This is a genomic window from Chryseobacterium contaminans, from assembly GCF_001684955.1.
In the GTDB taxonomy this organism is placed as follows: domain Bacteria; phylum Bacteroidota; class Bacteroidia; order Flavobacteriales; family Weeksellaceae; genus Chryseobacterium; species Chryseobacterium contaminans.
Window position 1 is genome coordinate 59,849 of sequence record NZ_MAYF01000001.1, and the last position, 23,640, is coordinate 83,488.

18 protein-coding genes and 1 pseudogene are annotated in these 23,640 nt (G+C 30.0%); 5 read left to right on the top strand and 14 right to left on the bottom strand.

The window, feature by feature from the left end; all coding sequences use genetic code 11:
* Positions 1–272: 272 nt before the first annotated feature.
* Genes BBH99_RS00290 through BBH99_RS00300 form a run of 3 tightly spaced genes read left to right on the top strand, consistent with a single transcriptional unit; the run spans position 273 to position 5,486 of the window.
* Positions 273–1,154: a DUF4007 family protein gene (locus BBH99_RS00290; RefSeq protein ID WP_066690402.1), complete on the top strand. Its 882-nt coding sequence runs from the start codon at positions 273–275 to the stop codon at positions 1,152–1,154.
* Positions 1,144–4,368 carry an ATP-binding protein gene (locus tag BBH99_RS00295; RefSeq protein WP_066690405.1) on the top strand — a complete coding sequence of 1,075 codons (3,225 nt, stop codon included), beginning with the start codon at positions 1,144–1,146 and terminating at the stop codon, positions 4,366–4,368. Before BBH99_RS00290 ends, BBH99_RS00295 begins: the two co-directional genes overlap by 11 nt.
* Positions 4,365–5,486 (top strand): phosphoadenosine phosphosulfate reductase domain-containing protein, encoded by a 1,122-nt coding sequence (locus BBH99_RS00300; RefSeq protein ID WP_066690410.1) that lies wholly within the window; start codon positions 4,365–4,367, stop codon positions 5,484–5,486. The genes BBH99_RS00295 and BBH99_RS00300 overlap by 4 nt, the downstream gene beginning before the upstream one ends.
* On the opposite strand, the gene BBH99_RS00305 is transcribed toward BBH99_RS00300, so the two are convergent.
* The 8 genes from BBH99_RS00305 to BBH99_RS22610 form a co-directional block, all read right to left on the bottom strand.
* A complete protein-coding gene (locus tag BBH99_RS00305) occupies positions 5,479–6,732 on the bottom strand; it encodes a DNA sulfur modification protein DndB (RefSeq protein WP_066690413.1) in 1,254 nt (417 codons plus the stop codon). The genes BBH99_RS00300 and BBH99_RS00305 overlap by 8 nt on opposite strands.
* A 4-nt stretch (positions 6,733–6,736) precedes the next feature.
* Positions 6,737–7,261, bottom strand: a complete 525-nt coding sequence (locus BBH99_RS00310; protein ID WP_066690416.1) for a GIY-YIG nuclease family protein — start codon at positions 7,259–7,261, stop codon at positions 6,737–6,739.
* 45 nt (positions 7,262–7,306) lie between these two features.
* Complete coding sequence (locus BBH99_RS00315; RefSeq protein WP_066690421.1) at positions 7,307–7,828, bottom strand: hypothetical protein; 522 nt, start codon at positions 7,826–7,828, stop codon at positions 7,307–7,309.
* 2 nt (positions 7,829–7,830) lie between these two features.
* Complete coding sequence (locus BBH99_RS00320) at positions 7,831–9,987, bottom strand: AAA family ATPase (RefSeq protein WP_066690423.1); 2,157 nt, start codon at positions 9,985–9,987, stop codon at positions 7,831–7,833.
* Positions 9,977–10,216 (bottom strand): hypothetical protein, encoded by a 240-nt coding sequence (locus tag BBH99_RS00325; protein ID WP_066690429.1) that lies wholly within the window; start codon positions 10,214–10,216, stop codon positions 9,977–9,979. Before BBH99_RS00325 ends, BBH99_RS00320 begins: the two co-directional genes overlap by 11 nt.
* A 2-nt stretch (positions 10,217–10,218) precedes the next feature.
* Positions 10,219–12,432 (bottom strand): DEAD/DEAH box helicase family protein, encoded by a 2,214-nt coding sequence (locus tag BBH99_RS00330; RefSeq protein ID WP_066690430.1) that lies wholly within the window; start codon positions 12,430–12,432, stop codon positions 10,219–10,221.
* Between the two features lie 9 nt (positions 12,433–12,441).
* Positions 12,442–13,560 carry a cysteine desulfurase family protein gene (locus BBH99_RS00335; RefSeq protein ID WP_066690431.1) on the bottom strand — a complete coding sequence of 373 codons (1,119 nt, stop codon included), beginning with the start codon at positions 13,558–13,560 and terminating at the stop codon, positions 12,442–12,444.
* Between the two features lie 923 nt (positions 13,561–14,483).
* Complete coding sequence (locus BBH99_RS22610; protein ID WP_066690433.1) at positions 14,484–14,843, bottom strand: superinfection immunity protein; 360 nt, start codon at positions 14,841–14,843, stop codon at positions 14,484–14,486.
* Positions 14,844–15,010: 167 nt separating this feature from the next.
* Between BBH99_RS22610 and BBH99_RS00345 the strand changes: the two genes are divergently transcribed.
* Positions 15,011–15,262, top strand: coding sequence for a helix-turn-helix domain-containing protein (locus BBH99_RS00345; RefSeq protein WP_066690436.1), 252 nt, complete (start codon positions 15,011–15,013; stop codon positions 15,260–15,262).
* A gap of 125 nt (positions 15,263–15,387) precedes the next feature.
* Here the strand turns inward: BBH99_RS00345 and BBH99_RS00350 are convergent, their stop codons facing one another.
* From BBH99_RS00350 to BBH99_RS00375, 6 genes are all read right to left on the bottom strand, one after another.
* Complete coding sequence (locus tag BBH99_RS00350; protein WP_066690438.1) at positions 15,388–17,034, bottom strand: hypothetical protein; 1,647 nt, start codon at positions 17,032–17,034, stop codon at positions 15,388–15,390.
* A 22-nt stretch (positions 17,035–17,056) separates the two neighbouring features.
* A complete protein-coding gene (locus tag BBH99_RS00355) occupies positions 17,057–17,536 on the bottom strand; it encodes a hypothetical protein (RefSeq protein ID WP_066690440.1) in 480 nt (159 codons plus the stop codon).
* 366 nt (positions 17,537–17,902) lie between these two features.
* Positions 17,903–18,871 (bottom strand): TniQ family protein, encoded by a 969-nt coding sequence (locus tag BBH99_RS00360; protein WP_066690442.1) that lies wholly within the window; start codon positions 18,869–18,871, stop codon positions 17,903–17,905.
* Entirely contained in the window at positions 18,871–19,767 is an 897-nt protein-coding gene (locus BBH99_RS00365) for a TniB family NTP-binding protein (protein ID WP_066690609.1), read from the bottom strand. Before BBH99_RS00365 ends, BBH99_RS00360 begins: the two co-directional genes overlap by 1 nt.
* Positions 19,748–21,664 carry a helix-turn-helix domain-containing protein gene (locus BBH99_RS00370; protein WP_066690455.1) on the bottom strand — a complete coding sequence of 639 codons (1,917 nt, stop codon included), beginning with the start codon at positions 21,662–21,664 and terminating at the stop codon, positions 19,748–19,750. Before BBH99_RS00370 ends, BBH99_RS00365 begins: the two co-directional genes overlap by 20 nt.
* Positions 21,661–22,365 (bottom strand): heteromeric transposase endonuclease subunit TnsA, encoded by a 705-nt coding sequence (locus BBH99_RS00375; RefSeq protein WP_066690457.1) that lies wholly within the window; start codon positions 22,363–22,365, stop codon positions 21,661–21,663. Before BBH99_RS00375 ends, BBH99_RS00370 begins: the two co-directional genes overlap by 4 nt.
* 41 nt (positions 22,366–22,406) lie before the next feature.
* Between BBH99_RS00375 and BBH99_RS00380 the strand changes: the two are divergent.
* Positions 22,407–23,156 (top strand): annotated as a pseudogene (locus BBH99_RS00380) (YifB family Mg chelatase-like AAA ATPase); the annotation flags it as partial.
* Between the last annotated feature and the right edge of the window lie 484 nt (positions 23,157–23,640).

Consider the following 23,640-nt stretch of genomic DNA (forward strand, 5'->3'; position numbering starts at 1 on the left):
TGCATTGTATTGATATATAGCGTGTTGTGGTGTTTTTTTTATTCGTATTTTATTTAAAAAATTAAACGACAAAATAATACGTCATCTTTTGGCGCATTAGAAATTTATATTTGTAAATATGTATGTTTTTATATTGTAAGGGTACATCATATAATGAGTTGAACTTCATTTAATTGATGTTTTCAGTTGAAAAAATTGGTTTTTATTATAAATGGATGAAGTCATCCATTTAAAAATTTATTAACTTGCAGTGCTAAACTAATACAATAAAAATGTTAAAATTTTCAGGGCATGACACATTTCATTGCAGACAACAATGGTTGTTTAAAGGAGTTCAAATCATTGATAATGAAGGTATTGCTGTTTTTCATAAGCCCGAAATTGCTATATCTAGATTGGGCGTAGGAAGAAATATGGTTCAGTCTATTCAACATTGGCTTAAAGCATTTGGATTGATTAATGAGAACCATGAGATTTCAGAATTTTCGGAAAAAATATTTTTGGCTGAAAATAAATATGATCCATTCTTAGTAGATGAAGGCACTTTATGGCTTCTACAATATAAGATATGTCACACTAACTATGCGAGTATTTTTAATTTGATATTTTCAGAGTTCTTTAATGATAAGATAAGTTTAGAATTTTCAGAAACTCAAGTAAAACAGTTTATTGCAAAAAAAATTCGTGATAGAAATATAAGAGAGGTCAGCGATAATACTTTAAGTTCAGACTTTAAAGTTTTTGTGAAATCCTATGCAAATCCTATAAAATCTCTTAAAACAATAGAAGATGACTTTAACTCTCCATTTTTAGAACTTAACTTGATTTCTCAGTTGTCACACAAAAATGCTTTAGGAGAAACTGTTTACAGAATTAATCGAGAGAGTCAAAAACGTATTCCTACCTCTATTTTTGCTTATTGCATATTAGACTATCTTGGGGGGAGAATTGTTGTAAGCTATGATGAAATTAGAGATACAATTGGGTCTTATTTTTGCCTTTCTAACGATGGTCTTGATGAATTAGTAGATTCTCTTTGTTTAGATTATAAAGAGTTTATTTATAAAAACGATGCAGGAATAAGGCAGCTACAAATAAAAAATATCACAGAAGATTATCAGAATAATTTATTAGAATTACATTATGGGCTATAATAACATATCTACCAATATTCTAAGAGATGAACAGAAGGAGCTTAACTATGTTGTTACGCCAAATGTAACTCAAGTTTATGAAAGAATTGTAGGAAGCATCGGTAAGAGCAATAAATCATTTACCTTAATTGGTAATTATGGTACAGGTAAATCTACTTTTTTATGGGCATTAGAAAAAAATCTGCTCAATAAAAAAGTATTTTTTAGCACGAATGCTGGTTCAAAATTACGCTCATATGACTTTATAAAGCTAATTGGTGATAATACATCTTTTATTGATTCCTTGCTTAAAAATCTTAAAATAAAAGAAGGAGGTTCGGAACAAATTATCAGTGAACTTGAAAGAAGACGTGAGATTGCCGAAAAAAGAAATAGTGGTCTTGTTATTATTATTGATGAGTTTGGTAAATTTTTAGAATTTGCAAGTAAAAATAAAAGTGCAAGTGATCTATATTTATTACAGTTGATTTCTGAATGGGCCAATGATGATAAAAAAAATGTGCTTTTTATATTGTCATTACACCAAAGTTTTATTTCTTATTCTTCATCTCTTGATTCAATGGAAAGACAAGAATGGGAAAAAATAAAAGGTAGATTTGTAGAATTACTTTTTAATGAGCCTGTAGAGCAATTATTATTTTTCGCCTCAAAAAAACTGGAAGAATTTGAGTTGCCAAAGAAATATCAAAATAGCTTTAATCTTTTAAATAAATTGATTAAAACTAGTAATCTTTTGAGATTTAGTGATTTTGACACTTCAGGTCTTGCTAAATCTTTATATCCTCTCGATTGCTTGTCTTCAAGTATACTTGTTAATTCTCTACAGCGGTATGGTCAAAATGAGAGATCATTATTTACATTTCTTAATGACACTACAAAGTTTTCTATTAATTCTTTTGATGGGAAATTTTATGCGATATCAAATGTTTTTGATTACTTAATAAATGTATTAGGTAGTGAAATTTATAGTTTTAATAATAGCCACAGAGCCCAATGGCAAACAAGTTTCAGAGCGCTTGACAGAGCTGAATTGATTGAAGATGTAGATTATAATCTTATATCTGTCGTAATAAAAACTATATGCTTGGTAAATATTTTTACTAAAACAGGGAGTCTCTTTGATAGTAAATTTATTTCACATTATATTCAATATACAACCGATTTTGAAGCTAATGATGTTGAAAAAGCGATTCTAAAGTTGGAGAAGGCTGGAATAGTCCGCTTTTACAGACACAGTAATAAGATAAATTTTTTAGAAGGCACCGATTTAGATATTGAACATGAATTAGCGGCAGTTTCTAAAGAAATCAATCATGATTTTTCTGTGATGCATGCAATTTCTGACCTCATTGATTTTCCGGTTATATTAGTGAAGAAAAATTCTTTTGAAAAAGGAACGCCAAGGTTTTTTGAGTTTAAAATTTTAGCTGACCTTAGCCAAATCAGCACTGCAGAAGGAGCGCTGGATGGTTATATTAATTTAGTCCTTGATGGATCAATTAAAGAAAGAGATATCCGTAAAGCCTCGATTAATTCAGGAAGCAATCTTTTTGTAATATATAAAAACTCAAAAGAAATACATAATGAAATATTTACTATAAATAAACTTACATTTTTAATTAATAAGTATAAGGAAGATATTAATGCTGTTAAATTATTAAACACTGAATTAGAGTTTCATAAAGAACGATTAGAAAAATTTGTTTTAGATAATTTATTTATTTCCAATGACCAAAATATTTGGTATTACAATGGAGAGCTTGAGACTATTCAGTCAAAAAAATCTTTAAATGAAACACTCTCAAAAATTTGTGATCATGAATTTAGCCTAGCTCCCAATTTTAAAAATGAGTTGGTTAATAAAGAATTTCTAAGCCCTCAAATATTGACAGCTAGAAAAGCACTTCTTCGTTACGCTTTATCCAATGAAGCTTTGGAAAATTTAGGGTTTGATGATAGTAAATTCCCCCCAGAAAAATCCATCTATATAACTCTATTACGAGATACAGGAATTCATACAAAACAACTGTCACATTTTTGTTATTCATCTCCAACGGATCAATCATTTCAACCTTTATGGAATGCATGTACAGCATTTTTAAGTTCAGCGTATTCATCTAAAAGGAATCTAGGCGAATTATATGAGATTTTGAGTTGTGCTCCTTTTAAACTTAAGAAAGGATTTGTTGATTTTTGGATTCCTTTATTTTTAATTATTAATAAAGAAGATTTTGCATTATTTCATGAAATAAATGGATTTATACCTTACATAACAGAAGATGTTTTGGATTTAATACATAAATCCCCATCAAACTATTCAATAAAGAGTTATGATGTTTCAGGTTTAAAGTTAAATCTTCTGGAAAGTTATAAAGAGCTTGTTCAAGTCGGGGATGATGTATTTGGAACCAAGAGTACATTTTTATCTATATTTGGTAGCTTTCTACGCTTTTACAGAGGTTTAAATGGATATGTGTTAAATACCAAAACAATTTCTCCGAAAGCATACAGTCTGAGGGAGGCTATCAAAAATGCGAAAGATCCGGAAGATGCTTTATTTAATCAATTCCCAAATGCTCTAGGCTTTCATTCTATTTCGATAAATGATGATGAGGAAATTTTAAAAACATTTACTTTTCATATCCAGGACTGCATTAGAGAGCTTCGCACTGCATACGATTCATTACTTAATAGAATAGAAGAAAAAATAGTTAACTCTTTTTATTGTAATTCAACAGAATTTATCGAGTATAAAAAAGAGATAAATGACCGATTAAATAATATTAATATTTACTTATTAGGCAATGAGCAAGCTATTGTATTCAAAAGATTAACTTCTTCTTTAGATGACAGGGCATCATGGATTAAGTCCGTAGCTGATGCCGTTTTAGGGAAGTCTATTGATGTAATGATTGATGAAGAGGAAACCTTATTGATTTCAAATCTTGAAGAATTTATATTAGGTTTAATTAAAGCGTCCGAATTGCATGAATTTGGGCCTGATGAAAATAAAAGAATGATCTCCATTCAAGTAATTGGTACATCAGGAGCTATAATGGATGATAAAATTATCATTTCGAATGATCAATCTCCTGAGTTCGAAAATATAAAAGCACAATTTACGGATAGTTTATTTAAACTAGATATTCATAAACGTAAGCAACTACTTATGGAGTTGCTATCGAACGAATTTAAGAAAGATTTAGTATTATGAGTGAAATAAAACATGTTTTAGGAATTTCGGGGGGTAAGGATAGTGCTGCTTTGGCGATATATATGAGTAGAAAACATCCAGATATTAATGTAGAGTATTATACCTGTGATACGGGAAAGGAGCTTAAAGAGACTTATGATCTTATTAATAAACTTAATTCCGTATTAGGAAAAGATATAAAGCTTTACAAATCAATTGATGAACTTAATTCTCCAGAAAAGAATCCATTTGATCATTTTATGGCAGTCAATGGAGGTTATTTACCTTCAGCAACAGCTCGTTGGTGTACTACTAAAATGAAACTTCAGCCTTTTGAAGACGAAATTGGTGATGAACCCACAATATCTTATGTTGGTATTCGCGGAGATGAGAATAGGGAGGGATATATTTCTAAAAAAGAAAATATCCAATCAATTTTTCCTTTTAGAAAAAATATATGGAGTGAAGATGTAATTAAGAAATTCCTTTCAAATTCTAATATCAATTTTATAATTGAACATTATGAGTTATTAGCTCCAGATCACCATCTTGAAACCATTTTAAATTATGTTAAGACCCCAATATCTCCGAGGTTTACTCAACGGCAGAAATTAAATGCTCTTTTGGATTCTGATGTTAAGTTATTTAACAAGGTCGTTTTTGCTTTTTTAAAGACGACAGATTATCCTGTAGGTAAGCTTGATCACTTTTCATTAATAGAGAATGATGAAATTTTAGGGATTGATGATATTTTTCAAATTTTAGATGATTCAGGAGTCGGCATTCCAGCATATTATTTGCCTATTGAGTATACGGTAGAAATTGATGGCGAAATAAAAAAAGGCATTTATTCAAGAAGTAGATCAGGATGTTTTTTCTGTTTTTTCCAGCAGAAAATCGAATGGGTGTGGCTTCTTGAGCAACACCCGGATCTATACGACGAGGCTATTAAATATGAAAAAGATGGTTTCACTTGGACTATTGAACCCCTAATGGAGTTGAAAAAACCTGAACGTGTAAATAGTATTAAAAAAGAACATTATTTACGCACAAATAGAGCCAAACCTCAAACAGCTACAAGTTGGCAAGACGAAATCCTTGAAGCAGAAGGGGAAGGTTGTGCGTCATGCTTTATTTAATATCTTTTAAAACATCGTCAATATTATTGCCTTGAAAATTTATTGCAGAGGCATATTTAGTTTTAAGATTTTGTAATTCATATTGCTTTAATAAACTTTCGTCATATTTATATTTGAGAATTGATTTAATTAAAGTTTTATTACCCATAATCATGGTTTTCTCAAAATCATTCCAAAGCACTTGCTTCCAGGGCTTTTGGTTAAGAGTTAAGTCAATTCCATTATAAAAGTTAAATATGTCACTGAAATTTTGATTTGTTAAAGGAACCAACCCTAAAACACATTGGACAAATGGAAGCAATCCGATAGGTCTAAATAAAAGATTTCCTCCATCAATATTATTTCTGTAAGGCTCTGATGGATTTGCTCCAGTGTCTTGAGTAAAGGCATTAATATAATCAAAGCTATCTATAAAATCATTCCAAAATGAAGTTACAAATTGTTCATAAGAGGTAAGATCTTCTTCTTCAGGTCTAAATTTTAAATATTCAGCAAAGTTCTTATTATCTCTTTCTGGATTGGGGTTCACTTTTTTCTGCTGCTTTCTATGATATTTTAGTAATTCCATATTACATTCATATAATGTAATGATTGATGTGAACGAATTTTTATCCTCAGGAGGGATTGCTTTATTTTTACTCTTAGTTACTTTTCTAGCTGTAAATAGCTTATGATTTTCTAATAAGTTTCTTGTTACTATAGCAATAGAGTCATCTTCATCTAAAGCTATAATATCATCCATTGTGACTGGTTTTGCATATCTATTAAGAGTTGAAAATAATCTTCTGGTTCTTTTTAAACCATTATCATCATTCTTATGACCAATGAAAATTGCAGAAATTTTCATTGTCCCTAATTCAGGATTTTCTGCCAATGCAGCCTTAATACCCTCAACACGATGTTGTCCATCTACTGGAAAGATTTTGTGATGACTAGGAAAGTCTAAAAGCCCTAACTGGTAGGTTTCTAACTCTTCATATTTTACCTCTATTTCAACCCAATCAGGATAATCATCATATACAGCTAAAACCAATGAATTGAAAAATAGTTCAGGTTGATGTAAAATATATTTTTTTATACTAATAAAATTATTAGTTATGCTTCTTTGAATAAGTTCTTTCAAACTTTCTGATTTATGTAGTTCATTATCTATTTTAGATACATAATCATTCACTTGTTGAAATGTTAAGGTTGAAACATAATAGTCCCAATCTCCAATGCGCCCTTTAATTGCAGGTATTTTCATTTTATTAAAATGCTTTAACAGCTTGTCTAGTTTCTAAATCTGGTATTTCATCATTCATTGGTAATAACAATGAATTAATTAATTTTTTTTCTAAATCTACAATTGCTAAGTTATCATCTAGCTCATAATATGCCAAATATAAATCCTGTTTCCAATAATTAAACATTCTGGTAATTTTTGGTCTTTCATTATTTCGACAAAATTTATTAAAATATTCTCTCACTCTTTTGCGCAAATTCTGCCCTTCTGTAATTTGTGCTCTTCCTATATAAAAAGGAATTTCCGTTATCCCGCTTATTGTTTGGCAACTAACATAAAAAAGATATAACCCTCCTTTGTCATTAGGAACAGAATCAATATCAGGGTGGAATCCATCTAAAGTATCATTTAAAAATTTAATTTTGTTCCAATTGCTAAAATTTAGATCTAATTCTGTAATATCCCATTTTTGCCATAGTAAAGGTGAAACCTTAAAAGTAACCTCTCTTAATTTAAGATGTTCTCCCAAATCAAATGCTGACTGTAACATATTTGTTATAGAAATTTTTATTTAATAAAAAACTTGATGTATTTACTAGTTTGTCTTATGTAAAATCATATCTAAATAAGACGTTGGATTTAGAAGATACCCAGGATTATCCTCAAGTTTTTCTTTTATTAAGATTAACCCCCCGTTAGTAAATGATTCCATAGTTTTAATAAGTTGTTTAACAATTTCATCCTCAGTAATTTCACCTTTGTCTAAAGCAATTAGATCTATATCGGTTTTTGCAATTAAAGCTACAAAAATATACTCTTGTAGTTTAGTAAAATCTTTTCTGGTAAGAATGTTAGTTTTGCTTCCCCAATGTTGTATTGCGTGACTAAAATCAACCTTTTTAGAATCTAAATTAATTGGTACATATTCTTGATTATAAAGGCCTAGAAAAAAAGCATACATGTACAATTCATAATTATTGCTAAAAGTTTTTCCTAAATTATCTTTTTTCTCTCCTTCAGCACCATATTTTTTAGAAAGTGGATCAAATAGTAAACTTCTAAATGATTCGTCATACTTTGGAATTCTCGTTTTCCATTTGTCAAATAAGCTTTCCATATTTATAATTCAATTTTTTCAGTGTTAATAGTTTTTAAATTTCTCTCATCAAATGGACGTTCTAATTTAAGCCAAAATGCTTTTTTCCTTTTTACATTATCAAACTCTTCTTTAATATATAAATTTCTATTTTCATCTTTGCCTATGTAATCTTTTATCAATATAATAGTCTGGCTTTCTCGTTCATAAATTAGATTCAAAAACTCAGTCATCTTATTTTCTCCAAAAGATGACGTTGGAGCATCAAATACTAAAGGATAGCTCTCATTTCTAGTTTCATACGTGAGTTCCGAAATAGCAAGTAATATCGATATATGCATTGAGGTAAGTAAAGATTGATTAGGAGAATAAAAAATATTTCCGTCTTCTTCCTGAAGTTCAACTTTAACCTTAGTGCCTTTCGAGGTTCTATTTAATTTAAAGTCGATAATGCCTGTAAAGGAATCAACATTTATTTTAGAAAATATAGAATTAGACTTTTCTTGTAAAAGATTTATAAATTGATCAAACTTATTTCTTTTTGTTTCTTTTAATATAGTATCAATGTTTCTAAGGATATTACGAGTATTAATAAGAAATTTATTAGCATTAGTCAAATCAATCTCATCTTTTCGCTTCTCAAGTAGTTCAAGCTTGTTATTGATTTTTTCTAAATCTGCTAGATAGTCAGTAGTGTTTTGGTTTTCTGAAATAAGATCTTCCTGCCAAGTATTATAATTCTTAAGCACAACATCAAGTTCTTCAGAACCTATTACTGAAGAACCTATAATTTTACTTCTTTCACTAATTTCCTGTGCCAATTTCTCTTTAAGGTCTCCAATTTCATCTTTTCGTGATTGATTAAACTCAAATAAATCTTCAATTTCCTTTGGGATATTTCTGATATTTAAAAGATTGTCTTCATGGCTATTGCTTGTATTTACTAGTTTATTAATATAATTGAATTTAAAAAGAGATTCAGGTTCGCTATTAGTTACTTTTTCTTGACTTTCCAAATATTCATGAAGTCTGTCAGTCATAAATTTCAATGCATCAGATCCCTTTTCTGCAGGGCGATTACATACCTTACAAAATTTATCTCTAATCATTTCCTCCATAATAGCTTTAGAAGGAGTGCCAATCGGAAGTGGAACAAGATTTTTCATTAGGTTTATATTGGCTCTTCTTTCACCTTCTTTGATTCCTTGTTCAAGAATAAATTCTGATTGAAGTTTTCGCTTTTCTTTACTAAAATTATTTATCTTCTCAGAAAATTCTCGATGAATACTTTCAAAATGTACCAAAATCCATTTTTCATCTAATAATGAGGTCGTATAATTTTCAGATATTCTAGATTCAGCGGTTGAAATTTCCTCAGTTAATTTTCTTATCCTCCTATTAACAATATCAAGCGCTTTGGCATTGCTAACATATCTTTCTGCGTCTTTAATATTGTTTTTTGTCTTATCAATAGTATTGTTAGCTTCTTCTAAAAGAGTGAGAGTTCTCGTTTTCTTTCTAATTTCTTCACTAATATCTTTCTCTATCTTAGAATACTCCTCTTGGTTTTTAGTATTGTTCTTAGTTGCTTGATCTACAGCTTTATTTGCTGTTACCTTAAGATATTCGCCTCTGGATTCATATTTTTCGTAGTGCCTCGCATCCGAAAATAAATTTACTAAACCAGTTAATGAATCTTCATTTACGAAAATATTTAATTCATCCTCTCCTTTAAACATTATATATTTTAAAATTTGGCTTGGAAGAATATTTTCAAGCAACGTATATCCGTCAACCTTGAATCGTTCGCCATTCGTTGACTCTTCAATTCCAGTAATAGAAAAATTACTGATTTGACAATTGTTATTTTCGTCTTTACTGACAGTAAATTTCTTTGACAATATTTTTTGCTGTCCAAATTGATCCACAGTAATTTCGACTCTAACATTAAATGTACTGCCAGATTCTAATTCATGAAAAGCTTTTTTTGAAACTAATAAATCAAGATTACTATCATCATCTAGTCTTTGAGTTACAGTAAGCCACTGCAGTGCTTCAAAAAACTTAGTTTTACCCTCGCCATTTTCACCTAATATTATATTTAGACCATTTGATAGGTTAAATTTTTTAATACCGTAATAGCACAAATAATTTTCAATAAGTACTTCCTTAATAATCATCTGTTGTCATATTTAGAAATTGAGTAATTTGCAGATAAGTTGCTTTGTCGGTGTTAGGATTAACTCCCTCAGTGTTTTCAACAATTAAAGCTAGTGTTTTAATAATTGGATATTCTGAATTTAAACCTTCACGTACGGTTTTAGGTAAATCTTCATAATCTAAATCATAATCATTTTTGATTATATCGTGCTTTAGAAAACTTGTAAATATTTCATCTTTTCTTGCCATGGTTAATAGTTTTTAATATCTGATAAAGTAATATTATAATAATTGAGAACTGTTCTCAATTCATTATAGGTATCAATTTTGTTAATTGAAAGTGAGGAAAAATCAACAACTCTTTCTAATTCTTTTTTGACCATATTTTTTTCCATTTCAAAAGTGGATTCATCATTGAATTCCGGAAAAACAACCAAATCATGAATGACCGAATATATTTTATCTTTGTGGTTCCTTAAAACTCGTCCACGACGTTGAATAAATTGTCTTGGGTTACCTGTACTTGAACAAAATATTGCCAATTCAGTTCTTGGAACGTCAACACCTTCGTCTAAACATTTTATTGATGTCAATACATGAATGCTTCCATCTTGGAACTCTTTAATAACAGTATTACGATCTACAGTGGAAGATGTAAATTGTTTTACCATTATTGAACTATCTGTTGAGCTAACTGCTCGGGTATACTCATTAATTAATCTAATATCTTCTGAGTCTTCAACTAGATCATCAGTATCTTCATAGTTTGGTTCGACTCCTTCAGGGACGTAAACCAAGCTATATTTTAAATTTCCTCTATTTTGGAATTCAGATTCCAAAATACTTTTAAAAACATTTAGTTTATTATGGGCTTTATGAATTATTCTTTTTCTTTCTAACAGAAGCATTTCCACTTCCTTGCATTCTTTATATCTTTTAGTTACAGAATCAAAATATTTAATTAGTTGTTTGGATTTCTTTATATATTCAGATAATTCGGTATTAGTTAGTTTTATTACATGAGGATAGTATTTGTATTTACATAGCCAGCCCATTTGCATAGCTTGCTCCATTGTAAAGCTATACACAAAAGGAGGAGTATCACTAAAAAAAGACTCAATATTTTGATTTCCAAAACTATCGTATTGTCTCGTAGGCGTAGCAGATAAACCTATTCTTTGGTTCAGATGGATATTAGGTAGAATTTTTGAAATGTTTTTTGAACCTAAATTGTGTGCTTCATCTGCTATGAATAAGGTTTTAGAAGGTAAATTTTTAAAATGAGATTGAAATCCTTTTTTATGAAAGGCCGCATATGTTACTATTACAACAAATGAAGTATCGATAAATTTACTTGCGCTATTGACAAATGAAATGTTTTGCGGCCATTTTTCTTTGGCGGTAATTGTAATTATATTATTAAAATTGAATTTGCGACATTCATTTCTCCATTGTTCTAGCAAGGCTGTAGTAGGTACAATAATAATTGCCTTATAAGAACCTTCTATTATATATTCATTCAATAAACAATTAAGAGAAGTTAGTGTTTTTCCAGTTCCTGTGGCCATATTGAATATTCCTTTTCGATTATTGCATATCCAATTATTATAAGCTTCTATTTGATAAACTCGAGGTCCTTCAGTATATGGAAAACGAGGTAATTTTTCCTCTTTTTCAATTTTTTTTATCTTTTCAATCGCAGTAGCAATTGATTCTTGAATTTTTGGATTTTGAAATGTAATTCTTTTTTTCTCAATAAGTTCCTTTTCTTTAACAAGGAGTTCTAAAATATTTTTATGACCAAACTCTTCTTTGATATTATATACAATATCTTTAGTATCAAGATATTCAACGAAAGCAGCTTTTTCTTCAAAAATTTCATTAAAATACTTATCTTGTTTCTTAATGAATTTTTTTGAACGGTCATCATCCCAAGATAAAAAACATTCAAGTTCTTCAAGGTTTTCAAGTAATCCGTAAGCTGTAAAATTACATGATGACTTAAATCCTACACTGTGAGTTTTATCACGGAAAATCCCTGATTTATAATGAGCAATTCCTATTTTTTCTTTTGGTTTTATAATCTTAATCTCAATCCTGTTATTAGCAATTAACCATGAAAAACATTCAAAAAAATGAATTCCATATTCATCAAGAGAAACTTTTAGATCTCTTATATTACTAAAATCTTGTATAGTAAAAAAATCTTTTCTTTGCCCTCTTTCAATCGCATCCTTGTCCTGTGGAGAGAGAATGTTATTTATAATAATTCTCATCTTTCCCCCGGAATAAATAAAGTTTGCAAAGCCTAAAGAGAGTACGCTTATCGCAGATGAACTAAAATAACCTAGTAATAAGTCAAAACTACTGCTGTTGCATAATGCATCGAGGTAAAATTGTAAAGGTTCATCTTCACTACCAGTTTTATAGTCTCTATCTTCAGCCCAAGTAATATCTTTCATCATAAGATAAAATTATTTGATGTATTTTTTTATATATGTAATAAATTCATCAACCTCGGATTCTTTAATCTGATGATCAATAGATATTCTTATTGTTTGATTACATTCTTGATCCGTAAGGCCCATCGCTTTTAATACATGGGAGCTTTCAATAATTTGAGAAGTACAGGCAGAACCATTACTCAATGCATAATGAGTTGCATTGGGAATAAAAGTTTCAGCATTAATTCCTGGTATAATGAAGTCTATAATATTAAAGATCCTATGAATAGGACTCCCTATAACCTTAGTTCCATTAATATCTAAGATTTTGTTTGTAATATATTCATGTATTTTTTTTGTCAATTGGTAATTGATCTCTTGCTCTTGGATAGCTATTTCGCAAGCTTTTCCCAATCCTACAATTAGTGGAGTATTATATGTTCCGGGCCTCATTCCTTTCTCTTGGCTACCTCCATGAAGCAAAGGAGTAATTTCAATTGCCTTTGATTTGTATAATATTCCAATGCCCTTTGGGGCATTTAGTTTGTGACCACTAAAACAAAGCATATCAATTTTATCTCTAATGACATCGATACTTATTTTACCCACTGCTTGGGTAGCATCGCAGAAAAAAGTAATTTTATTTTTTTTTGCGATTGTTCCGATTTTCTCTATCGGCTGTATGATACCTGTTTCGTTATTAACATGCATAATGCATATTAAAATTGTGTCAGGGCGAATAGATTTTTCCAATTCAGAGAGTGATATTAATCCATCTGTATCTACATCTAAATAGGTTATTTCTACCCCTTTTGTTTCTAGGTACTCACAAGTTGCAAGGACAGCTTTATGTTCTGTCTTGGTTGTGACGATATGATTTCCCTTGTCATAATTAGCCTCTATATACCCCTTTAACGCAAGGTTTATCGATTCTGTAGCACCAGAAGTAAAAATGATTTCATTCTCATTCGAATTAATTAATTCAGCAACTTGCTTTCGTGATTTTGCAATAGCAGAGCTTGATTTTTGACCAAATTCGTGACTACTCGATGCATTGCCATAAAACTCTGTAAAATATGGAATCATTGAATCAAAAACTCTCGAATCAATCTTAGTCGTGCTTGCTGTATCAAAATAAATTATTGACATTTGTTTTTTTATACAATATTACAAAAGCTTGGAAAAAAAGAATATCATTAGACCAATTTTAACGCACATCATAACTGGCTAAAAGTAGGATAGATATTTAATATAAAAATACGGAAAACCGTAATTAATAACATTCTTATTAAACTCAATAGATTTTGACAATCATTGTAGAATTTTAAATAGTAGATAATTTAAGAATGTGAGTGTTATATATATCTAATTTTTTAAGTATAAAATTATGGCTTCTCATATTATTTTGATTTGAAATGTCCTAAATTATATTTTTCTATCAGAAAAATATAAAAAAATCCCTAAGTCACTTTTATATATCCTAACTGTACTTTTAAATACATGACTTTAGAAATTCATACTTTCCATTAAAATTAAAGTAATATTTTAATTTCATTTATTTGTTTCTGGATATAGTTTTTATAAAGATAGTAAAAATGTTATATATCAAAGTATCGAGAGTTGAAATAACAATTTTATGAAGAATAAAATCAAAAAGAAAACAGTGAAAGTTATGTAAGAATTACCAACATTAATTGTGTATTAAAGTCAATTTTAATGGATTAAGTTAGCTAGTAGAAGTAAAAAAATATTAAAACCAAATTTAATTTTTGTAATTGCTGATTATGGGTAGGGTGTCAGAGGATTAGTTCAATTGTTAATGTCATGATGCTTCCAGAAGATTTATATTTTATTAATTATTAGCTCTAATTTAAACTACAAATTAATAACTTATTCATTTGGCTCATTATAGGTGCTGGATAATACTGTTCTCTTGAAATTTTGCTTTTTTACTCTTCTTTTGATTTTTATTTTTTTTATTTGAAGTACAAGAAATTGCTTTAATATAAAATCTAAATCTTCCTCCTTGATTGTCAAAATAACCTTCATTACTTTTAGATAATTTACTGGTATTAATTATTTAATACTTTTTGTTTTTCAACTTCGAATTCCTCTTCATTAATAGCGCCTGAATTACGTAAATTATTTAATTTATGGAGTTTATCATATTTGTCTAAAACTACTGTATTTTCAGGTTTACTCTTTATATAAATAACGTTTTTACTCGAAAATGCTTTTGCAAATGCCAACCACCAACCATATACGGTCCAACCAAAAAATAAATTAATTAGTAAAACACTGAAAAATTTGAATCTTAATATATATACTCTAAATAAAGCAATTATTGTAGGAATAAAATAGATAAAGAGAATTATTTTGACAAATGGAAACTCTCCAGTATTTTGACTCGTTGAAGTTAGTATTGCTAACATATTTGTTATCGATATTATGATTTTGGCTATTATTTAGGTTCTCTTGTTAAGATAATGGGTTCAAATATAAAACATTTAAACAAAAAAGCCACTAATTAGATACGTCTTTTTAGTGGTAACATAAACGGAGCTTATTTCCAAGCTTTGTATTCTCTAATTGAGATTACATGGAGGAAAAAGAATTTTTAAAAGAAGAAGTCTTAAAGAAACTAGGCAAGAGGATAAAAGAAATTAGGATAGCTAAGGGTTATTCAAGCTACGAATATTTTGCATATGAGCATAATATATCCAGAGCTCAGTATGGTAGATACGAGAAAGGCGAGGACTTGAGATTTAGTACCTTAGCAAAGGTTATAAATGCCTTTGGGATGACTATGAATGAATTTTTTGCTGAAGGGTTCGAAGACAGTGAATGTTAATATATAAACACGATCTTTAATAATCATTGTATAATTAGCATGAAATTTTGAAATTTAATCATGAAGCATTTTACAATAATTATTCTAACTTAAAAAAGCTAAAATATTTGCTTTAAACACTAAGATTAAATGAATAATTTCTTTATTTTTTCTAAAATATTACGGTAGCATAAATCTGAAACTCTTTTTTCTTCTACAGTTCCATCCTCTTTTTTTGTTTTCTTTTCAATACGGGTTCCTCCATTGTTATAGTTTGTGGGACTGCTAAATAAAAGTCCATCTGATTTTTTTTCTAACTCTCTTATTTTCTTCCAATTGTAATTGTTATCCGCAATTATAATAATGAAATTATTAATTTCATCATGCGTAAAGTTCTCCAAAGTAGATTTGTGAACCAGTTGAATCCTTTCATGGAATGCATCGTCAATCAGTAATAGTGAACGGTTGGACAAATCAGTAATAGTAAAGATTATTAAATCGTTATTTTTATTAAGAAATTCTTCACAAGAGTATGTTGGTCTAAGCTTTTCAACAACAGAATGCAGCATAAAGAATATTTTCTCCTTATCAATTTTATTGTTCGTTTTATCTTCTTTACTACCTGAGGTTTCTGCTCCAGGAGAATCAGGATTGGGGTTTTTTGTATTGAAAGTTCCGTAATCTGATGTGGGATTAATAATTGGAGTACCTGAGCTCGCTTTTTCACTTAATTTATATTCTATAGATATTTGTACAATCTTATTTAAAAGATTGAGTCCAGATTCTATAAAGTTTTTAGAAAGATTAGGGTTTTTATCATCATTGGTTACAGTGGTGCTTTTATTTTTATTCCCTGGTTTGAATCTTTTACCCTTACCCGTATTATCATTATTACCATTATCATTTTTTTCACCGGAAGTATAATCAATAAACTTAACAGTATCTACAGTGTATAAATTGCTAAAATTGTGAGAAGAAGTAATATCAATTATCTCAGTAACAATAAAGTATTTTTTGCCATCCCTATTTATGTAGTAGCCTTTGGTCTCCAAATAAAGCTTTTCCTTTATTGGGACTTTAAAATTATATGAAATACTATTGGGATTGTTTAAAATTTGTTTATATAAATTAGCTTGTGTGTTAATTAGATTGTACCACAAGTAATCATCTTTTGAGAATAGAAAAAAAGCTAATGACTTAGCTAGTGCTTTTGTTAGTTGATCGCCTCTTTTTCTTACTGATATTTCGCCAACCTGAAGATCTTCTTGTTGTACAATACGCCATTTTATGAGATCTTTTAAGTCTCCAAAATCATTACAGAATAAATTCTTGATTAGTAGTGAATTAATTAAATAGAAGGCTTGTCCTATAACAATTGATGGAACAATATATGTTACTGGACCTGATTCATAGCTGCGCTCAAATTCATAGTATTGGCAACCTTCAGATTCTTTACCAAACTCTAAATTAGAGCTTGGATTATATGTTTGAAATTCAATTTCATCATAATTTTCTAACCAAAATGAGCGTTTGTAAAGTCTATTATTTAGTTTTTTTGATTCACTGTCAAAATTATCTCCTATTTTAAGAAATATCAAGCTTTCAATATTATGGTTCCGATAAATATGAGATTGTATCTTCTCAACTTTAAATCCATCTACATACTCCGGAATAATATGTGCAAATTCTATTTTTGTATTGGTTTCTAAGTCAGAGCTTTGCAGTGCATTAGGGAAGTTTGTTATTTTGTAATATCCTTTGTTAATATGTGGAAGTTTAAATTGAAAATCCATATTTTTTTATATTATTTTGTGATTAGGCTAAATTACATTGACGTTTATATTCCTTTATAGCATCTCTGTATTTTTGGTTATTAATATATGCTTTTTTAGGAATCATATTGTGATCTAGCCAATACACCTGACCCCAAAGTGATTTGTTCGTTTTCGGGATTCTATATTCATAAATCCTTTTTTCTTTTTCAAGTTTTTCCAGGTAGAAAATTATCTTTTTTTGACAGGATTTTTCTTCATATATAGTGTTTGATAGGTAACATAAAATCTCATTTTCAGATAGAAATTTATTCTTAAATTTCAGTAAATCTAATATCTGTTTTTCTGTTGAAATTTCAGTAGATGTTAGTACAGGATTAGGTTTTTTAGTGCTCTGATAATTAGGATGTAAAGTGTTTTTGTTTATTTGTTTTTTTAATGTACAGCCAAATGGATTTTTCAACTTAAACAAGCTGCATTTTTTTTGTAAAATTTCTTGTAATTTCAGCATAATATATTTCATTATTAATTAATAAATTTTTATATTTGCTATAAGAAATAAAGGGATCGGATAAAAGAATTTTCCTTTACCATTATTTTTTATAACACATAAGTCCGTTAAAGTAATTCGACCTACACTTAACGGATTTTTTTATTTTCTTTTTCTATTAAATTTTCTTCCTTTTTAAACTCGTAAGAGCAAATATAATAATTTTCGGTTATATTAAAAAAAAATTATTTTAAACGGTGTAAATGTACGGTATGTACAGTAAATTGTTTGTTTATGTTATGGTATTATCAATATAAAGAATATAAACAATATATATTGATAATATTTATTTAAAGAAAATCTGCTGTGCTAGAGTTGAATTTTTTTAAGAATAGAATATTATAAACTTTTAAAAAGTTTTTCAAATGAATATGGAAGAGTCGAATCTTTTTTGAATTCACTCAATCGTAGATTGTGCTTCTGTATGAGAAACTGGAAAAACGAAAAGTCTTCAATGATTTTAAATGCAGTTTCAAAAAGGATTCTTCTATTGGCAATTGACCACAAATACCAACTTCCGTCTTCAATAGGTAGTGGACCAAATTCAAATTCACATGCATTTCTAAGTCTTCCCCAAGTATTATGTTTGCGACTTATGAGCAAAAGTATAATATGTAGTACTTTGAAATAACTGAAACTATACTGGAATTCTTCAGAGTATCCATCCTTCAATATAGAATTGATTTTTGTCTGAAGAAAAATTTGTGAACTATTGGCATATTCCCAGTTTGAGGAAAGTGAAGCTGCACAAAATGAGCAAGTATCGAGTGGTTGAGCTAGAATTTTGTTTTTATTTCCCTGTTCCAATCTGTGAAAAGATATTCCATTGCCACAAGATTTACAGCAATCTTGTAGTAAAATTTTACAGTCAGTACAAAAGTAGGAAATTGAAAGTCTCCAGGCTTTTTTGTAATAAGGCTTTTTTCCAACACAGCCAGAGCAGTACATTAAGCTAGCATTTTTTCTTTTTCTGTGAAAAATTCCTAAGGGAAGAATTCCCAGAGTGTTTCCATTTATGTTTTTCTTTTCAAACAGGGTTGTTTCGTAGGAAGTCAAAAATAAATTTTCAACATCTTGATCTGAAAGTGGACTATTTTCAACTAAAACTTTTTTTAAATAATCACTGGCACTATTGTCAATGTCTCTATTCCAGAGCTGTTCTTTACCAAAATAATACTTTGCAAACGAATGACTTTTTACTCCATGGGCTTGTGATAGCCTAAAGAACCAGCTTGTAAAGAGCTCGTTTTTATATGGTGGAATGTAATGTGCCCATATATTTTTTTCTAATGTTTGAATATAAGGCATTATAAATTAGCTCTTCGCAAAATTTTCTTTCTATCCTCTGGAGCAACGTATTCAATATTATCCAAAATTTTGTGATCAATTTTATTGAGCCCACTATTAAGAGCAAGCTCGGCTGCTTTTACTAAGATGGTATTTATTTCTCCGATCAGACCATCTGACATTGCTAAAATTCTTGATGCCATTGAGTTCTCAGCAAGATATGACGGGTTTTCAAGAGGGAGAAGTGCCTCATAATTTACGAGAAACTGTAAGTATACATCATTCATTTTCCATCTTTCCAGTATAACTGTTTCAAACCTATTCGAGAGTTGGGAATCAGACTGAATGACATTGAATGCATCGCGAATACCTACACAGATAATTGGAATTTTTAGTTCATTGCTTAAATACTTTAGAACATTCAAAAATATTCGTTGTTTAAGAGGACTTCCTGCAAGAACATGATGTATTTCATCAACGATAATAAGTTTTACTTCTAGTTTCTTAAACAAGGAAATAATCCTTCTTTGTTTTATATCTGGACTTTCACTTTTTATTATTGGTGCATTGAGAATTTGTAGGATTTTATTATAAAAGCTCTTCTCATCGGGTTCTGCTGGTGCCTGTACAACAAGCACTGGAGCGATAACAACATCATATTCTCCTTTCCGGATATATGGATTGTTTTTCTTATAAAACCTATTAATCAATGCTGTTTTTCCATTGTTTGTTTCTCCAACAATCAATAAATTAGGCATTCGATCTACCGTTGGGTAGTTTTTAAGGTCGTCCAATTTTGCTAGTATTTTATCAGCATTAGGATAAGGAATCCATTTTTGTTTTCTTAAATGAAAGATTTTTTCTTCTAGGCTTCCATTTAAAACAAGCTCCTTGGTTTTAGTTGTCAAATGCTTCATCATCTAAGTTTTCAAATGGTTTTAGTGTGAATTCGTTTTCAAAGTTAATCTCTTTAGTATCCGAAGTTTGAGTTTTGTTAACCTCGGATAATTCTAGGTCATTATTGACTTTTGTAATATTTTCCAGAAAGTTTTCTTTACCATTGAATTCTTTTGTTATCATCCTTCTGGAATTCTTGGAAAGTTTTTTTGTTGCTTTTATGGCTTTTAATTCAATTTCTTCCAGCTTTTTATAGCTTTCAAATATATGTGCCTCATTAATAGCCCCGGTATTATCTTCTTTCCATTTTTTTACTGCAGCTCTATACTCCCACACTGACATAGGAGGATAGCGGGTATCTCTGTAAGGTATTTCAAAATATTCATTTAGGTCCGGATCAAAAAAATAGATGACGCTTATGTCTTTAGGATTTCTCCTGAAAGAATACTTCTTTAAATTCTTACTGTTATTAGGAGTATTGATGTATTTTCTTAATACTTCATCATAATAGTGAATATGATCGATCACAACTCCTGTTGCCTGTATCGTTCTTTCTAAATAAGGCATAAAGTCAAGTCTTATCTTTCTTTCATCATGGAAACGTGGGGGAAGTCCCATACCTTTAGTTTCATTATTACCAAATATTCCTTCAATATATTTTTCTTCAGGAGTCATTCCAATGCCAGAATGTACAGTTTTATGATATACATCGATTATATAAGTAACCATCCATTTTTCAAACTCTGCTAGCGTGAATGAAGCGTGTTTTTCAGATTTATAAGTTGAGCGTTCCCTCGTGTTTGAAAATGTTGTGCCTGGGAGATCATGAACCGCTTTTGAAAATGAGCCAAGAAATCTTTCAATATGTCCTCCATAGTGTGGAGTAGCTACAGGGCGGAACTCAAGATTAATACCATAATTTTCACATGCTTTTTTTAGCATAATTCCTCGAAACTCTTTTGCATTATCAACGTGAATAGTTTCCATTACTCCCCAACATCCCCATGATCCATCAACTCCTAATTTTTGAAGATATGTTTCCTTGGCCAGAATGGCGTTTGAAATACATAAACCTGTTCCCATAGCTCCAGGTGGATCAAATGAAATGTTGATTCCTAAAATCATCCGACTGTAGACATCAATGGCAACAGTTAAATATGGTCTATTAAAAGGCTGACGAAATACTTCATCAACAAGTATTATATCTACCGGTGTATGATCGATCTGAACTACAGATAGGGGGTAGTGAGCATGTGGAAAATTACCTCTTATTGGCCTAAATTTATTGTCAGAAATTTTTTTGCCATAACGTTGTTTGACCTTTTCCTCTTCAGAAATCTCGTTTATACGTCTTCGTATTGTTGTTGAGTGTGGCATTTGTATACCCAGTTTATTACACTCAAACGCAATTGCTCTAATTAGATAATTTATAGATTTCCTAAAGGAAGTCAAGTATATTTCATTGATGCATTTCTGTATTATCTCTTCTTGCTCTGAAGATAGTCGTGATTTTCCCCGCCCACCATTTTTCTTTTTGCCAAGTATTGAACCGATGCTTCCAGTTTGTTCATACCGGCTTATCCACCTATAAATCGTTGCTTTATCAACTTTAGCTTCTTTAGCTGCTCTTTCAACAATTTTTAAGTCTCCTCGATTCTCAAGAACTGGTCGGATAATCTGAAATCTTTCCTGTGCTTTTGTCCATTCTTTATCTGTAAAATCAAGCATATCTCTATTATTAGATTCCTGTTGAGCGTCAGCAGGAGAGATGTCACCAATATTAACCGTATGTATTATACCGCTTTCTATTTCCTCAATACTTACACGCTTAATATCAATATTTCTAATGATAGTACATGGAATATCATTATAAGTTATTTGCTGACCGACATTCAGATAAAAAATTTCCTGTTTCATTTTGGATAAGAATTTTCATATAGCTCATCAAGCCAAATTACAGAATCCATTGTTAAGGGCTGCTCCCAAATACACCTGATGATATTTATTGAAACCATATACCACATGTAATATATGAGTTCCATCTGTTTATATTTATCTCTTGCACACACCTGGATAAGCTCCCTTGGTGTCGTACATTGCAAATCACACATGGTTTTTTGGATGAGCTGTATATCCGGATTTTGATGATCAAAAGTATTCTTTTTATATCTGTATAAGAATTTACAGTTTTCAAGATATTCAGTTCTTATATCCTCTTCAGTAAGAACTTTAAATTCATAACTATTCTTTTCGCAAAATTCCTCAGCGGCCTTGAATTTGGGCTGATAAATAGCTGAATTCTTTTCTAGATCTTCTTTGTACTTTATTTCTACAAGTAATGGCTTTGCTCCCTTTGAGGCAAACCGGTAGTGCCAGTAAAATAAAAAGTCAGGAGTGTAAGATCGTTGTTTTCCTTCAGAATCTGAGTAATAAATAGTAACTGGCTGCTCGTGATAGGATTCAATAATCCAGTCCATCTCTAGTAGAAATATAAAATCTCTTTCCAGAGAAGATTCAAACTGGACTTCTTTATTGGTTTTAGCACTGAAAAAACTTCCAGATAGTGAGCTATGTTTTAAGCCAATTTTTCTCACCTTATTTTGTATGATTGGTACCATCTAAGATAAGAATTTAAAATTGGTCGCATGTACTTTGCGAAAAAATATACAAAGTAGGTGCGAATATGGGCAATTTCTCCATTTTATTTTGCATTTACTTTGCAAATATACATGGAGGAAGTTATCCTCAGCCGGGGGAAATCTCACTGGCCCATAATGGGGTTCTATTTCTGGATGAAATGCCGGAGTTTAAACGAACAGTGCTGGAGGTAATGAGACAGCCCTTAGAAGATAGGGAAGTCACAATTTCAAGAGCTAGGTTTACTGTTAATTACCCTGCAAGTTTTATGTTGGTTGCTTCCATGAATCCAAGTCCAAGTGGTTTTTTTCCGGATGATCCTAACAATACCTCTTCAGCTTATGAGATGCAAAGATATATGAATAAGCTCTCTGGACCTCTTTTAGATAGAATTGATATTCATATTGAAGTTCAGAAAGTAGAATTTGAACAGCTTTCAGAAAAGAGAAAAGGAGAAAAGAGCAAGGATATCAGGGAACGGGTTTTAAAAGCAAGGGAGATTCAGAATGAACGATATAAAGCTCTTGATATCAGTAGTAATGCTCAGATTGGACCGAAAGAAATTGAAGCGTTCTGTGAACTGGATGAAACCTCTTTCAGTCTTATTAAACTAGCTATGGAAAAGCTGAACCTTTCTGCCAGAGCCTATGACAGGATTCTGAAAGTAGCCCGTACCATTGCGGATCTTGAAGAATCCGAAAAAATTCTTTCCCATCACATTTCTGAAGCCATACAGTACAGAAGTTTAGATAGGGAGTTCTGGAATGGGTGATGATCCCTTTTTATAATTTATTAATTCTATAAAATTTTCTTCTTTATTTTTCTTAAAAAAATAAGGTTTATTGATGTGCTCTTATTTACTGATGTGTAAGTGTATTTATTTGTTATTCAGTGTTTTGCTTTATATCCTTAATATGTGTTGTGGTATAATATTGTAATTATGTAACACTTAATATATTTTATTATGTTAAATTTGATTATTATATTATTAAACATAATTAATTATGGATTTAAAATTATTGATCTATTTAATTGTTTTGTTGTAAAATAAGACATGAAAGAATAAAAAATATTCTTTTCGAGAGTAATAAGTAAAGCCTTGCTTTATTTATAGTTCTGTTTACCTGGCAGATCATCTGAATTTTCTCTATAACTACCATTTGCAAAGCTAGTATCATTACACATTGAATTTATCACTGTGCTTATTCTTTACATCCTTTTGTCATATTTATTCTTTCAGGAGGATGATAGGGTAA

What these genes read in the sequence shown, in the direction of transcription:
- BBH99_RS00290 (WP_066690402.1), top strand. Translation starts at nt 273, where the DNA reads ATGTTAAAATTTTCAGGGCATGACACATTTCATTGCAGACAACAATGG.
- BBH99_RS00295 (WP_066690405.1), top strand. Translation starts at nt 1,144, where the DNA reads ATGGGCTATAATAACATATCTACCAATATTCTAAGAGATGAACAGAAG.
- BBH99_RS00300 (WP_066690410.1), top strand. Translation starts at nt 4,365, where the DNA reads ATGAGTGAAATAAAACATGTTTTAGGAATTTCGGGGGGTAAGGATAGT.
- BBH99_RS00305 (WP_066690413.1), bottom strand. Translation starts at nt 6,732, where the DNA reads ATGAAAATACCTGCAATTAAAGGGCGCATTGGAGATTGGGACTATTAT.
- BBH99_RS00310 (WP_066690416.1), bottom strand. Translation starts at nt 7,261, where the DNA reads ATGTTACAGTCAGCATTTGATTTGGGAGAACATCTTAAATTAAGAGAG.
- BBH99_RS00315 (WP_066690421.1), bottom strand. Translation starts at nt 7,828, where the DNA reads ATGGAAAGCTTATTTGACAAATGGAAAACGAGAATTCCAAAGTATGAC.
- BBH99_RS00320 (WP_066690423.1), bottom strand. Translation starts at nt 9,987, where the DNA reads ATGATTATTAAGGAAGTACTTATTGAAAATTATTTGTGCTATTACGGT.
- BBH99_RS00325 (WP_066690429.1), bottom strand. Translation starts at nt 10,216, where the DNA reads ATGGCAAGAAAAGATGAAATATTTACAAGTTTTCTAAAGCACGATATA.
- BBH99_RS00330 (WP_066690430.1), bottom strand. Translation starts at nt 12,432, where the DNA reads ATGATGAAAGATATTACTTGGGCTGAAGATAGAGACTATAAAACTGGT.
- BBH99_RS00335 (WP_066690431.1), bottom strand. Translation starts at nt 13,560, where the DNA reads ATGTCAATAATTTATTTTGATACAGCAAGCACGACTAAGATTGATTCG.
- BBH99_RS22610 (WP_066690433.1), bottom strand. Translation starts at nt 14,843, where the DNA reads ATGTTAGCAATACTAACTTCAACGAGTCAAAATACTGGAGAGTTTCCA.
- BBH99_RS00345 (WP_066690436.1), top strand. Translation starts at nt 15,011, where the DNA reads ATGGAGGAAAAAGAATTTTTAAAAGAAGAAGTCTTAAAGAAACTAGGC.
- BBH99_RS00350 (WP_066690438.1), bottom strand. Translation starts at nt 17,034, where the DNA reads ATGGATTTTCAATTTAAACTTCCACATATTAACAAAGGATATTACAAA.
- BBH99_RS00355 (WP_066690440.1), bottom strand. Translation starts at nt 17,536, where the DNA reads ATGAAATATATTATGCTGAAATTACAAGAAATTTTACAAAAAAAATGC.
- BBH99_RS00360 (WP_066690442.1), bottom strand. Translation starts at nt 18,871, where the DNA reads ATGCCTTATATTCAAACATTAGAAAAAAATATATGGGCACATTACATT.
- BBH99_RS00365 (WP_066690609.1), bottom strand. Translation starts at nt 19,767, where the DNA reads ATGAAGCATTTGACAACTAAAACCAAGGAGCTTGTTTTAAATGGAAGC.
- BBH99_RS00370 (WP_066690455.1), bottom strand. Translation starts at nt 21,664, where the DNA reads ATGAAACAGGAAATTTTTTATCTGAATGTCGGTCAGCAAATAACTTAT.
- BBH99_RS00375 (WP_066690457.1), bottom strand. Translation starts at nt 22,365, where the DNA reads ATGGTACCAATCATACAAAATAAGGTGAGAAAAATTGGCTTAAAACAT.